This window comes from Streptomyces sp. NPDC093094 (genome assembly GCF_044754345.1).
In the GTDB taxonomy this organism is placed as follows: domain Bacteria; phylum Actinomycetota; class Actinomycetes; order Streptomycetales; family Streptomycetaceae; genus Streptomyces.
On the sequence record NZ_JBIVOX010000007.1, the window covers coordinates 188,064 to 200,656 of the forward strand.

Annotated in this window: 11 protein-coding genes; 5 read left to right on the top strand and 6 right to left on the bottom strand. The window is 70.1% G+C overall.

The genetic code is table 11. The features are described from left to right. Nucleotides 1–133 precede the first annotated feature (133 nt). Both ACIQGV_RS16950 and ACIQGV_RS16955 read right to left on the bottom strand, forming a co-directional pair. Nucleotides 134–1,609 carry a sensor histidine kinase gene (locus ACIQGV_RS16950; RefSeq protein ID WP_402495351.1) on the bottom strand — a complete coding sequence of 492 codons (1,476 nt, stop codon included), beginning with the start codon at nt 1,607–1,609 and terminating at the stop codon, nt 134–136. Between the two features lie 370 nt (nt 1,610–1,979). Continuing rightward, on the bottom strand, nt 1,980–2,579 hold the full coding sequence (locus ACIQGV_RS16955; protein WP_402495352.1) for a TetR/AcrR family transcriptional regulator: 600 nt from the start codon (nt 2,577–2,579) through the stop codon (nt 1,980–1,982). 118 nt (nt 2,580–2,697) lie between these two features. Between ACIQGV_RS16955 and ACIQGV_RS16960 the strand changes: the two genes are divergently transcribed. Further along, entirely contained in the window at nt 2,698–3,450 is a 753-nt protein-coding gene (locus ACIQGV_RS16960) for an SDR family oxidoreductase (RefSeq protein ID WP_402495354.1), read from the top strand. Nucleotides 3,451–3,608: 158 nt separating this feature from the next. Further along, complete coding sequence (gene nagB / locus ACIQGV_RS16965; RefSeq protein ID WP_402495356.1) at nt 3,609–4,394, top strand: glucosamine-6-phosphate deaminase; 786 nt, start codon at nt 3,609–3,611, stop codon at nt 4,392–4,394. Between the two features lie 290 nt (nt 4,395–4,684). On the opposite strand, the gene ACIQGV_RS16970 is transcribed toward nagB, so the two are convergent. The 4 genes from ACIQGV_RS16970 to ACIQGV_RS16985 all read right to left on the bottom strand — a co-directional run bounded on the left by ACIQGV_RS16970 (nt 4,685) and on the right by ACIQGV_RS16985 (nt 9,404). Next, nucleotides 4,685–6,181, bottom strand: coding sequence for a glycoside hydrolase family 3 protein (locus ACIQGV_RS16970; protein WP_402495357.1), 1,497 nt, complete (start codon nt 6,179–6,181; stop codon nt 4,685–4,687). 9 nt (nt 6,182–6,190) lie between these two features. After that, nucleotides 6,191–7,051, bottom strand: coding sequence for a carbohydrate ABC transporter permease (locus ACIQGV_RS16975; RefSeq protein WP_402495358.1), 861 nt, complete (start codon nt 7,049–7,051; stop codon nt 6,191–6,193). Further along, nucleotides 7,048–8,031 (bottom strand): carbohydrate ABC transporter permease, encoded by a 984-nt coding sequence (locus ACIQGV_RS16980; protein ID WP_402495359.1) that lies wholly within the window; start codon nt 8,029–8,031, stop codon nt 7,048–7,050. The genes ACIQGV_RS16975 and ACIQGV_RS16980 overlap by 4 nt, the downstream gene beginning before the upstream one ends. An 86-nt stretch (nt 8,032–8,117) precedes the next feature. Continuing rightward, nucleotides 8,118–9,404 carry an extracellular solute-binding protein gene (locus ACIQGV_RS16985; RefSeq protein WP_402495360.1) on the bottom strand — a complete coding sequence of 429 codons (1,287 nt, stop codon included), beginning with the start codon at nt 9,402–9,404 and terminating at the stop codon, nt 8,118–8,120. A 422-nt stretch (nt 9,405–9,826) separates the two neighbouring features. On the opposite strand from ACIQGV_RS16985, the gene ACIQGV_RS16990 reads away from it, so the two are divergent. The 3 genes from ACIQGV_RS16990 (at nt 9,827) to mctP (ending at nt 12,593) form a co-directional block, all read left to right on the top strand. Continuing rightward, nucleotides 9,827–10,591: a GntR family transcriptional regulator gene (locus tag ACIQGV_RS16990; protein ID WP_402495362.1), complete on the top strand. Its 765-nt coding sequence runs from the start codon at nt 9,827–9,829 to the stop codon at nt 10,589–10,591. A 125-nt stretch (nt 10,592–10,716) separates the two neighbouring features. Further along, a complete protein-coding gene (locus ACIQGV_RS16995; RefSeq protein WP_402495364.1) occupies nt 10,717–10,983 on the top strand; it encodes a DUF3311 domain-containing protein in 267 nt (88 codons plus the stop codon). Continuing rightward, nucleotides 10,980–12,593, top strand: a complete 1,614-nt coding sequence (gene mctP, locus ACIQGV_RS17000; protein WP_402495367.1) for a monocarboxylate uptake permease MctP — start codon at nt 10,980–10,982, stop codon at nt 12,591–12,593. Before ACIQGV_RS16995 ends, mctP begins: the two co-directional genes overlap by 4 nt.

Below are 12,593 nucleotides of genomic sequence, written 5' to 3' on the forward strand. Positions count from 1 at the left end.
GAGAACATGAGCAGCAGCGAGCACGAGCCTCGGACCACTGGATGGTCCGGGGCTCTTTGCTGTCCCCGGGCACCCGCCCCCCGGCGCCCGAAAAGCCCCGGAGCCCTTCGGGACCCCGGGGTCCCCGGGCGCGCTACTTCTGCGCGCGCACCGGGATGTCCAGGATCACCTGGCAGCCGCGCTCCGGCGCCGGCACCATGTCGAAGCTGCCGCCCAACTCGCCTTCCACCAGAGTCCGTACGATCTGCAGACCCAGGTTGCCCGCGGTGCGCGCGTCGAAGCCGGGCGGCAGACCGACACCGTCGTCCTGGACGGTGACCAGGAGCCGGCCCTCCTTCGTCGTGCCGCCGCGGACCGCCGAGACCTCGACCGTGCCGGTGTCGCCCTCGCGGAAGCCGTGCTCCAGGGCGTTCTGCAGCACCTCGGTGAGCACCATCGACAGCGGCGTGGCGACCTCGGCGTCGAGGATGCCGAAGCGGCCGGTGCGCCGTCCGGTGACCTTGCCGGGCGAGATCTCCGCGACCATCGCGAGGACACGGTCGGCGATCTCGTCGAACTCCACCCGCTCGTCCAGGTTCTGGGACAGCGTCTCGTGCACGATGGCGATCGAGCCGACCCTGCGGACGGCCTCCTCCAGCGCCGCGCGGCCGCGCTCGGACTCGATGCGCCGGGCCTGGAGACGCAGCAGCGCGGCGACCGTCTGGAGGTTGTTCTTCACCCGGTGGTGGATCTCCCGGATGGTCGCGTCCTTGGTGATCAACTCGCGTTCACGTCGGCGAAGTTCGGTGACGTCCCGGAGGAGGACGAGCGAGCCGATGCGGGTGCCCTTGGGCTTGAGCGGGATCGCCCGCAGCTGGATGACCCCGTCGCCGGTCTCGATCTCGAACTCGCGCGGCGCCCAGCCGCTGGCGACCTTGGCGAGGGCCTCGTCCACCGGGCCCCGGGACGGGGCGAGTTCGGCGGTGGTCTGCCCCAGGTGCTGGCCGACCAGGTCGGAGGCGAGGCCGAGCCGGTGGTAGGCGGACAGCGCGTTCGGGGAGGCGTACTGGACGACGCCGTCGGCGTCCAGCCGGATCAGACCGTCGCCCACACGGGGCGAGGCGTCCATGTCGACCTGCTGGTCGGGGAACGGGAACGAACCGGCCGCGATCATCTGCGCGAGGTCGGAGGCGGACTGGAGGTAGGTCAGCTCCAGCCGGCTCGGGGTGCGCACGGTGAGCAGGTTGGTGTTGCGGGCGATGACGCCGAGCACGCGCCCCTCGCGTCGTACGGGGATCGACTCCACCCGCACGGGGACCTCCTCGCGCCACTCGGGGTCGCCCTCGCGCACGATCCGGCCCTCGTCGAGGGCTGCGTCCAGGAGCGGGCGGCGGCCGCGCGGGACGAGGTGGCCGACCATGTCGTCCTGGTAGGAGGTGGGGCCGGTGTTGGGCCGCATCTGGGCGACGGAGACATAGCGGGTGCCGTCGCTGGTGGGGACCCACAGGACGAGGTCGGCGAAGGAGAGGTCGGAGAGCAGCTGCCACTCCGAGACCAGCAGATGGAGCCACTCCAGGTCGGAGTCGTCGAGGGCGGTGTGCTGGCGGACCAGTTCGTTCATGGAGGGCACGTCTGCGAGCGTACCTGGCGGTTTGTACGGCGTTGAAATGCGCGGTGCCGCCGCTCCTCCGTACGGCCGCCCTGCGCGGCCCCGGAAACACCCGCGGGCCGCGGCGCCTGGGAGGGACCCTCAACCCTCCCGGCACCGCAGCCCGGAGCAGCAACGGCCGGGGGGTGTGCGGTCCCGTCGGCCGAAGGTGAGGATCCGGGGCAGTCAGGGCAGAGAGCGCCGGTTCCTCGTTCCGTCTTCCTGTGCGGGGAAGACGGAGGCTTGTCTGTTTCTTGCACGATTCCCCTACGCATTGTGGACTAGACCATTAGGTGTGTCCATGCGTGGGAGCGTGTTTGTTTTCGGCGACAGGAAGCCTAACCCGCCCGCGTCAGGTGCGGGGCCAGATGGACATGGCAATTTCCGCGAGCGCCTCCAGTTCCTCCCGGCTTGCGCCGTCGCGCGCCTGTTGGGACATGCCCTGGAACACCGCGCCGGTGTACCGGGCCAGCGCGGCGGTGTCCGTGCCGCCGGGCAGCTCCCCCTCGGCGACGCCGGCGGCGATACGGCTGTCGATGGCCGCGATGTTGGCGTTGCGCCGGTCCCGCAGGGACCGTTCCACCTCGGGGGTGGTGCAGTTGATCGCCGCGTGGATGACGAGGCAGCCGTGGGGGCGGCCGGGGGCCGTGAACTCGACGGCGGCCTCCCGCAGAACCCGCTCGACGCCGGCCCGGGCGGTGGGCTCCTCGGCGAGGGCGCGCGCGGGGAACGCCCCGTAGCGGGCGCCGTACTCCTGCACCACCTCGGCGAACAGGGCCTGTTTGTCGCCGAAGGCCGCGTAGAGGCTGGGGGCGCCGATGCCCATGCTGCGGGTGAGGTCGGAGACGGACGTGGCCTCGTAGCCGTGCTCCCAGAACGCCAGGATCGCCTTCTCCAGCGCGGTCTCCCGGTCGAAGGAGCGGGGGCGGCCGCGGGGCCTCTTGTTCTCCATGGGGCGCATTTTATAGCGCTGGCTAGAGAAATGCGGGCGGCCTGTTGTACGGTTTTTCTGTATCGATCGCTAGCAAAAAAGCGGCGGTCATCCCGGCATGCGGAAGGGGGGCGCGCTCATGGGCGTGCTCGCGGGCAGGACGGCGCTCGTCACGGGGGCGAGCAGGGGGATCGGACGGGGTGTGGCCGAGCGCCTGGCGCGCGACGGAGCACGGGTCGCCGTGCACTACGGCAGCAACGAGACAGCCGCGAAGGAGACGGTCACGGCGATCGAGGCGGCCGGCGGCTCGGCGTTCGCGATCGGCGCCGAGCTGGGCCGGCCCCGGGACGCGGCGGCCCTGTGGGAGGAGTTCGACCGGCACGCGGACGGACTCGACATCCTGGTGAACAACGCCGGGATCGGGACGGCCCGGCCCTTCGGGGAGATCGACGAGGAGGAGTTCGACCGGCTCTTCGCGGTCAATGTGAAGGCACCGCACTTCCTCGTCCAGCAGGGCCTGACAAGACTGAGGGACGGCGGACGGATCGTGAACGTCTCCTCCGGCCTCTCCCGCACGGCCCTGATGCCGCAGGTGATGGCGTACTCCATGACCAAGGCGGCGCTCGACGTCCTGACCCGGGACCTCGCGAAGCTGCTCGGACCGCGCGGGATCACCGTGAACTCCGTCGCGCCCGGCATCGTCGACACCGACGTCAACGCGGGATGGCTGCGGGCGAGCGACGAGGCCCGGCAGGGCGCCGCCGCGTTCTCGGCGCTGGGCGGGGTCGGCACTCCGGCGGACATCGCCGACGCGGTCGCCTTCCTCGTCTCGGACGACGGCCGCTGGGTGACGGGGCACTGGCTGGACGCCACGGGGGGCTCGATGCCGTGATCCCGCGCCGGCGGGCGGGTCGCCGCCGCAGGGTTTTTCATGAAGGGGGAAGCGGCCCGGATCGGGCTGCCGCGGCGGGTCCGCTCTGTTAGATTGGTCTAAACCACATATCCCTTTCGGGTGCCCTCGAGACCCCTCTCCAGAACGGCAGGCCCAGCGTGGAAGTTGTCATCGTTCCGGATGCCGAGGCCGGCGGCGAGCTGATAGCCGAGGCCATGGCTCAGCTGCTGCGCCGCAAGCCCGACGCGCTGCTCGGCGTGGCGACCGGCTCGACCCCGCTGCCCATCTACCAGGCGCTGACGGCGAAGGTCCGCTCCGGCGCGGTGGACGCCTCCCGGGCGAGGATCGCCCAGCTCGACGAGTACGTGGGGCTGCCCGCCGACCACCCCGAGTCCTACCGCTCGGTGCTGCGGCGCGAGGTGCTGGAGCCGCTCGGCGTCCCCATGGACGCGTTCATGGGCCCGGACGGCACGGCGCAGGACGTGCAGGCCGCGTGCGAGGCGTACGACCGGGCCCTCGCGGGGGTCGGCGGCGTGGACCTCCAGCTGCTCGGCATCGGCACGGACGGGCACATCGGGTTCAACGAGCCGTGCTCGTCGCTGGCCTCGCGCACCCGCATCAAGACGCTCACCGAGCAGACCCGGGTCGACAACGCCCGTTTCTTCGACGGCGACATCGAGCAGGTGCCGCACCACGTGATCACCCAGGGCATCGGCACCATCCTGGAGGCCCGGCATCTGGTGCTGCTGGCCACGGGCGAGGGCAAGGCGGACGCGGTCGCGGCGACCGTGGAGGGGCCCGTCGCCGCGGTGTGCCCCGCCTCGGCGCTCCAGCTCCACCCGCACGCCACGGTCGTCGTCGACGAGGGCGCGGCGTCCAAGCTGAAGCTGGCGGACTACTTCCGGCACACCTACGCGAACAAGCCGGCCTGGCAGGGCATCTGAGCGGGTCCCTGCCGGGTGCCGCCGGCTTCGGGGTGCGGGGCCTGCGGGGCTGAGCGCGCGGTTGCCCGCGCCCCGGGGGCGCGTACGCGCGGCCCTGCCGGGGATCCCGCCGGAGCCGACCGCGCCTCGAAGCCGACGGCACTCCGACGCCCCGGGGGCGCGGGGAGCCGCGCGAGCGAGCACGCGCGCCCCGCACCCGGAGGGCGACGTCACGCGGCGTCAGGAAAGTGAAAAGGCGCCGGTTCCCTCCCCTGGGGAACCGGCGCCTTCTGCTCGGGTGGTCCGGGGGGTCAGGCCCCGGCGACGACCTCCGCAGCCGCCCGGCCGCACACCCTGGCCGCCCCGTGCGTGGCGATGTGCAGGGCTCCGCGGGCGGGCGCCTGGGGCAGGCCCATCTCCACCACGATCGTGTCCGGGCGGACCGCCAGGAGGGTGTCCAGCGCGCTCCCCATCCACCCGTGGCGGTGCTCGTCGCGGACGACCGCGACGATCCTGCGCTCCCCCGCCGCCTTCAGTGCGGCGTGGCCGGCGTCGTCGCCCGAGTACGTGCCGGACCCGGTGCCGGGGAGCAGGGTGCCCAGCTCCGCCGCCACGCCCCACGGCGTCTCGTCGCCGACCGCGATGTTGGCGACCGGGGTGAGGGTGGCGACGTAGGGCGCCTCGGTGAGGGGCGTGAACCCGTCGGCACCGGTGACGCGCAGGGCGCGGCGGGCGGCGCGCAGGCCGACCTCGGTGTCGGCGGCGCCGGTGGAGCCGCCCGCGGCCGATGCCGTCCAGCGGGCCAGCTTCCGTACGCGTTCGGCGGCGTCCGCGAGGCGCTCCTCGGGGAGCTCTCCGGCGCGGACCGCGGAGACCAGGGCGTCGCGCAGCCGGCGGACGGTGTCGTCGTCGGCGAGGCCGCCGCCCACGCAGATGGCGTCGGCACCGGCGGCGAGAGCGAGGACACTGCCGCGTTCGATGCCGTAGGCGGAGGAGATGGCCTGCATCTCCATGCCGTCGGTGACGATGAGGCCGTCGTAGCCGAGTTCGCCGCGCAGCAGGTCGGTCAGGATGCGGCGGGACAACGTTGCCGGGTGCTCCGGGTCCAGCGCCGGGACCAGGATGTGGGCGCTCATCACGGCGCGGGAGCCGGCGGCGATCGCCGCGCGGAACGGGGCGAGTTCACGCTCGGCGAGCACCGCCGGGTCCGCGTCGATCCGGGGCAGCGCGTGATGGGAGTCGACGCTGGTGTCGCCGTGCCCGGGGAAGTGCTTGGTGCAGGCGGCGACGCCGGCCGACTGGAGGCCCTCGACGTAGGCGGCGGTGTGCCGGGCGACGAGGGCGGGGTCGGCGCCGAAGGAGCGCACGCCGATCACCGGGTTGTCGGCGTTGGAGTTGACGTCGGCGGACGGCGCCCAGTTGAAGGTGACCCCGCACTCGGCGAGGCGGCGGCCCAGCTCGTGGGCGACCTGCCGGGTCAGCTCCGTGTCGTCGACCGCGCCGAGGGCGTTGTTGCCGGGGAAGGAGGAGCCGGTGCGCACCTCCAGCCGGGTCACGTCACCGCCCTCCTCGTCGATGGCGACGAGGACGTCCTCGCACTCGGCGCGCAGCTGTGCGGTGAGTGCGGCCAGCTGCTCGGAGGAGGCGATGTTGCGGCCGAACAGGCCGACCGACGCCAGGCCCTCGCCGAGGCGGCGCAGCAGCCAGTCGGGGGCCGTGGTGCCGGGGAAGCCGGGCTGGAGGACCGTCAGCGCGTCACGGGTCAGGCCGTCCCTGGACGCGGTGGTGCCGCTGGCGAATGTCGTCATCGGAGGGCGTTATCCCTTCACGGCGCCGGCGGTCAGACCCGCGGCCATCTTGCGCTGGACGAGGAGGAAGAGGACGACGATCGGCACGGCCATCATGGTGGCGCCGGCCATCATCGGGGCGTACTCGGTGCCGTGCTTGGTGGTGAAGTTGCCGAGCCAGACGGTCGCGGTCTGGTTCTGCTGGCTGAGCAGCATCAGGGCGTAGAGGTACTCGTTCCATGCCTGGATGAAGCCGTAGACGGAGGTGGCGACCAGGCCGGGGGCCAGGAGCGGGAAGACGACACGGACGAAGGCGCCGGTGCGGGAGCAGCCGTCGACCATCGCGGCCTCCTCCAGCTCCTTGGGGATGTTGACGATGAAGCCGCGCAGGGTCCACACCGTGAACGGCAGGACGAAGGTCAGGTACGTGATGATCAGGCCGGTGAGCCTGTCGTACTGGCCCAGGTCGTTGAGCAGCAGGAAGACCGGGATGATCATGGCGACCAGCGGGACCATCTGGACCGCGAGGATGCCGACGATCACGATCTTGCGGCCGCGGAAGGCGAACCGGGAGATGGCGAGGGCGGCGAGCAGGCCGATGACGATGCCGATCAGGACCACGACCACGGAGACCAGGAGGCTGCGGCCGACCGGGCCCCAGAAGTCGGCGATGTCCAGCGCGCGGCTGAAGTTGGACAGGGTCAGCCCCGTCGGGAAGATGCTGGGGTCGGGGTCGATGGCGTCCTTGGCCGGCTTGAACGCGGTGTTGAGCATCCAGTAGACGGGGAAGCCGACGACGGCGAAGACGAACAGGCCGATGATGTTCCAGCCGAGCCTGGAGCGCCGCCCGGAAGTCCCGGAGTCGACCGCCTTGGTGGCGAGTGCGCTCATTCGACCTCTCCGATCTTCAGCATCTGACGCATGTACACGGCGACCACGCCGAGCAGCAGCAGCACGGTGATCACAGCGATCGCCGAGCCCTGGGCGTAGTCGTTGATCACGAAGGCGCGGTCGTAGGAGTAGGTGTTGAGGATCTGGAACTCGGGCTCGGGGTGGCCGTTGCGCATCACGAAGACCTGAGGGAAGACACCCATGTCCCAGATGACCGACAGGGTCGTGAGCATCACGATGATCGGCTTGAGGATGGGCAGGGTGACGTACCGGAAGACGCCCCAGGAGCCCGCGCCGTCGAGCCGGGCGGCCTCCTCCATCTCCTTGGGGACCTGGGTGAGACCGGCGCTGAGGGTGATCACGACGAAGGGGACGGCTCCCCAGACCACCAGGATCATGATCACGGTGAGGCCCTGGGCGCCGCTGGCGAACCAGTTGTGGCCGATCATGTCGACGCCGGGCAGCTTGCTGACGAGCGCGTTGAGGATGCCGTAGTCGGCGTCGAAGAGCCACTTGAAGACGGTGGTCGCGACGATGACGGGCATGCCCCAGCTGGCCACCAGGGCGATGTTGATCAGGATCTTCACCCAGCCGGAGACCCGCTGGAGCAGCAGGGCGATCAGCATGCCGATGACCATCGTGAAGATCACCGCGCCGAGGGCGAAGAGCACCGTGCGCAGGACGACGGTCCAGAACTCGCTGTCGCCGAGCACCTTGGAGAAGTTCTCGAAGCCGACCGACTCGGCCGGCTGGAAGCCCCACAGCTGGGGCTGGCCGAACTTCTGGAAGGACAGGGTGACCAGGCGGACGAGCGGATAGCCCATGACCAGGGCGAGGATCAGCAGACAGGGCGCGAGCAGCAGCCAGGCGGTGACGGCCGGGCCGTACGTCCGTTTCGCGCGGGGGTGGTCCTGGGCGGCCGGCGGTGGCGCCTGCCGCTGAGGCGGCACCTTGGCAGGGGTGGTCGTGTCGGCACTCATCGCGCGCTCCTTGGCGGTACCTCAGGTCGTACAGGTCCTACGGAAAGAAGGGCGGGGCTCCGCCTGCAACGGAGCCCCGCCTCAGGTCACTTGGTGTTGATGACCTTGTCGATCGCGGCGTCCGCTTCCTTCGCGGCGTCCTCGACCGACTTCTTGCCGGTGCCGATGCTCTGCAGCATGTTCTGCAGGACCTGGGCCTTCTCGACCTGGCCCCAGCCGGGCGCCATCGGGACGAACCAGTTGGACTCGGCGGCGGTGGCCGGGACGACCGTCGCCGGGTCGTTCTTCAGGGTGGCGAGGTCGGTCTTGTTGTTGGGCAGGTTGCCCTTGCCCATCAGACCCTTCTGGCCGGCGGCGCCGGTGAGGGCGTTGATCCACTCGGCGGCGACGTCCTGCGCGTCGGACTTCACCGGGACGGCGAGGTCGGAACCGCCGAGGAAGACCGGGAGGTTCTTGCCGGACGGGCCGGGCATCACGAAGTTCTCGACGTTGTCCTTGAGCTTGCCGGTCTTGTCGTTCTTCGGGTCGGCGGCGCTGCCGCCCTCCCAGGCCGGGGCGAAGATCATGCCGGACTTGCCCTGGCCGTAGACGATGTAGCGGTCGGCCTCGTCCTTGGTCTTGTCACCGTGCATGTAGGTGTCCAGGACCTTCTTGAACTCGCTGAGGCCCTTGAGGGACTCGGGCGAGGAGAGGCTGGCCTTCCACTGGCCGCCCTCCTCCTTGGCGATGGAGCCGCCGGCGTCGTAGACGAAGGACATGGCGGCGTACCAGTCGCGGGAGGGCTGGTACCAGGCGTTGAACTTGTCGCCCTGCTTCTTCTGGACCTTGTCCAGGGCGGCGGTGAGCTCGGCGTAGGTCTTCGGGGCGGCCTTGACGCCGACCTGGCCGAAGACGTCCTTGCGGAAGTTGCCCACGCGGGTACCGGCGTAGTACGGCACGCCGTAGGTCTTGCCCTCGTACGTCACCGAGTCCTTGAGGCCGTCGAGCCAGGCGTCGGACTGGTCGAACTTCGCCGGGTCGACCGGGGCGAACGCGCCCTTGACGACGTACGGGAGCATCTCGGTGTTGCCCATCTCGACGACGTCGGGGGCCTTGTCCGTGGCGAGAACGGCGTCGAGCTTGGCGTTCTTGTCCGGCCAGCCGTAGTACTCGTGCTTGATCTTGATGCCGGGGTGCTTCTTGGCGACCGCGTCGTCGGCGGCCTTCACCAGCTCGGGCCAGTTGTTCTGCGCGTCGACGGTCAGCCAGACGGTCAGCTCCTTGGCGTCGCCGCCCTTGTCGCCGCCGCTTCCGTTGTCGTCACTGCCCCCGCACGCCGCGATGGAGAAGATCATGCCCGCGATACCGATCGCGGCTACCAGCTTGCGCTTCACGCCACCCTCCTCAGGGATGCCACAAACCCCCCTCGTCCCCGCGGTGAGGCGTCAACGCCGTGCGTATCGTTCCGTGGGGCCGGGACCTGGACCAATGGTGTAGACCAGTACCCGGAGCTTGGCCCAGACCAATAGGGCTGTCAAGGGTGTTCAAGCGGGCTCCGGGCGTCCGTGATGGGACCGAGATATGCAGGGACCTTTCATTCCGCAAGCGACCAAACGGACGGACCACTGCGACTGGACCACCCCGTCTTGACAAGGTGTTGGACTAGACCAACGAGGGCCCCAGGGGTATACAGAGGAGATCACGGAGCGTGCGGAGGCGCCGGACTGGAGACCCGCCCGCGAAGCCGTGCCACGATGTGAGCCGCGGCCGATGAGCATGTCGGTCGCTTCGGCACCCGGAGCCGGGAAGGCAGAGCATGAGCACCGACGTCAGCAGTGCGGAGAACGAGGGTGGGGCGACCGTCCGTACCGCGCGCGTGCCCAAGTACTACCGCCTGAAGAAGCATCTGCTCGACATGACGGAGACGCTGCCGCCCGGCACCCCCGTCCCGCCCGAGCGCACCCTGGCCGCCGAGTTCGACACCTCCCGCACCACCGTGCGCCAGGCACTCCAGGAACTCGTCGTCGAGGGCCGGCTCGAACGCATCCAGGGCAAGGGCACCTTCGTGGCCAAGCCCAAGGTCTCCCAGGCGCTCCAGCTGACCTCCTACACCGAGGACATGCGCGCCCAGGGCCTGGAGCCGACCTCACAGCTGCTCGACATCGGCTACATCACCGCCGACGACCGCCTCGCCGTGCTCCTCGACATCGCCGCGGGCGGCCGCGTCCTGCGCATCGAGCGGCTGCGCATGGCCAACGGCGAACCGATGGCCATCGAGACCACCCATCTGTCCGCCAAGCGCTTCCCCGCGCTGCGCCGCTCGCTGGTGAAGTACACGTCCCTCTACACCGCGCTCGCCGAGGTCTACGACGTCCATCTCGCCGAGGCCGAGGAGACCATCGAGACCTCGCTGGCCACCCCGCGCGAGGCCGGCCTGCTCGGCACCGACGTGGGCCTGCCGATGCTGATGCTCTCCCGGCACTCCCTCGACCGCGAGGGCCAGCCGGTGGAGTGGGTGCGCTCGGTCTACCGCGGCGACCGGTACAAGTTCGTCGCGCGCCTGAAGCGGCCCATGGACTAGCCCGCGGAGTAGCGACTTTGTAAAGCCGGTGCCGATATACGGGCGAGGGGTTCCTCTGCCGTGTCCCGTGACCTAGATTGCCAGCCCGTTACGCAGGTGATCAGTGAGGGGACGGAGTCGCCAAGATGTCGCAAGCCCCGGAAGTGAGCAGAGAGCCGGTGGTGACGCCCATGCGCGTCGCCATCGGCTTCTGTCTCGTCGCACCGTTCGTCGCCATGCTGTGGGTCGGTTCGTACGCCAGGACCGACCCGTCTCTCGGCGGAATCCCGTTCTTCTACTGGTACCAGATGGCCTGGGTCGCCATCTCGACGGCGCTGACCATGACCGCGTACAAGCTGTGGCAGCGCGACCAGCGCGGGCGTGCCGCCCGCAAGGGGGGTGAGCAGCGATGAAGGACGGAGTGAACGGCGTCGCTCTCGCCGTGTTCGTCTTCTTCTTCGTGGCCGTCACGGCCATGGGCTTCCTGGCCGCGCGCTGGCGCAAGGCCGAGAACGAGCACAGCCTCGACGAATGGGGCCTGGGCGGACGGTCCTTCGGCACCTGGGTCACCTGGTTCCTGCTCGGCGGCGACCTGTACACGGCCTACACGTTCGTGGCCGTCCCGGCGGCGATCTACGCGGCGGGCGCGGCGGGCTTCTTCGCGGTGCCCTACACCATCCTCGTCTACCCGCTGATCTTCACCTTCCTGCCCCGGCTGTGGTCGGTCTCCCACAAGCACGGCTATGTGACGACCTCCGACTTCGTACGCGGCCGCTTCGGCTCGAAGGGCCTGTCGCTGGCGGTGGCCGTGACCGGCATCCTCGCGACCATGCCGTACATCGCGCTCCAGCTCGTCGGCATCCAGGCGGTGCTGGACGTGATGGGCGTGGGCGGCGGCGAGGACACCAACTGGTTCGTCAAGGACCTGCCCCTGCTGATCGCGTTCGGCGTGCTCGCGGCGTACACCTACTCGTCGGGGCTGCGCGCGCCGGCGCTGATCGCGTTCGTGAAGGACACGCTGATCTACATCGTCATCGCGGTGGCGATCATCTACATCCCCATCAAGCTGGGCGGCTTCGACGACATCTTCGCCAAGGCGTCGGAGGCGTTCGGCCAGACCAACCCGGCGACGGGCAAACCGCGCGGGGCGCTGGTGCCGGCCGAGGCGGGCCAGTGGACGTACGCCACGCTGGCGCTCGGCTCGGCGCTGGCGCTGTTCATGTACCCGCACTCGATCACCGCGACGCTCTCCTCCAGGAGCCGTGAGGTGATCCGCCGCAACACCACGATCCTGCCCCTGTACTCCCTGATGCTCGGCCTGCTCGCCCTGCTGGGCTTCATGGCCATCGCGGCCGGGGTCAAGGTGCAGAACGGCCAGCTGGCCATCCCGCAGCTGTTCGAGAACATGTTCCCGGCCTGGTTCGCGGGCGTCGCCTTCGCCGCGATCGGCATCGGGGCACTGGTCCCGGCGGCCATCATGTCCATCGCGGCGGCGAACCTCTTCACCCGCAACATCTACAAGGACTTCATCAAGCCGGACGCCACGCCCGCGCAGGAGACCAAGGTCTCCAAGATCGTGTCCCTGCTGGTGAAGGTGGGCGCCCTGGTCTTCGTCCTGACGATGGACAAGACGGTCGCCATCAACTTCCAGCTGCTGGGCGGCATCTGGATCCTGCAGACCTTCCCGGCCCTCGTCGGCGGCCTGTTCACCCGCTGGTTCCACCGCTGGGCCCTGCTCGCCGGCTGGGCCGTGGGCATGCTCTACGGCACCGTCGCCGCCTACGGGGTCGCCTCCCCGACCCAGAAGCACTTCGGCGGTTCGTCGAAGGAGATCCCCGGCATCGGCGAGATCGGCTACATCGGTCTGACGGCGTTCGTCCTCAACGTGGCCGTGACGGTCGTCCTCACCTTCGTCCTGAAGGCCGCCAAGGCCCCCGAGGGCGTCGACGAGACGAAGCCGGAGGACTACACGGCGGACGCGGGCGACCCGGGCGTGAAGCAGGAGCTTCCCGTGACCCACTAG

What these genes read in the sequence shown, in the direction of transcription:
- ACIQGV_RS16990 (WP_402495362.1), top strand. Translation starts at nt 9,827, where the DNA reads ATGAGCACCGACGTCAGCAGTGCGGAGAACGAGGGTGGGGCGACCGTC.
- ACIQGV_RS16955 (WP_402495352.1), bottom strand. Translation starts at nt 2,579, where the DNA reads ATGGAGAACAAGAGGCCCCGCGGCCGCCCCCGCTCCTTCGACCGGGAG.
- mctP (WP_402495367.1), top strand. Translation starts at nt 10,980, where the DNA reads ATGAAGGACGGAGTGAACGGCGTCGCTCTCGCCGTGTTCGTCTTCTTC.
- ACIQGV_RS16975 (WP_402495358.1), bottom strand. Translation starts at nt 7,051, where the DNA reads ATGAGCGCACTCGCCACCAAGGCGGTCGACTCCGGGACTTCCGGGCGG.
- ACIQGV_RS16960 (WP_402495354.1), top strand. Translation starts at nt 2,698, where the DNA reads ATGGGCGTGCTCGCGGGCAGGACGGCGCTCGTCACGGGGGCGAGCAGG.
- ACIQGV_RS16970 (WP_402495357.1), bottom strand. Translation starts at nt 6,181, where the DNA reads ATGACGACATTCGCCAGCGGCACCACCGCGTCCAGGGACGGCCTGACC.
- ACIQGV_RS16995 (WP_402495364.1), top strand. Translation starts at nt 10,717, where the DNA reads ATGTCGCAAGCCCCGGAAGTGAGCAGAGAGCCGGTGGTGACGCCCATG.
- ACIQGV_RS16980 (WP_402495359.1), bottom strand. Translation starts at nt 8,031, where the DNA reads ATGAGTGCCGACACGACCACCCCTGCCAAGGTGCCGCCTCAGCGGCAG.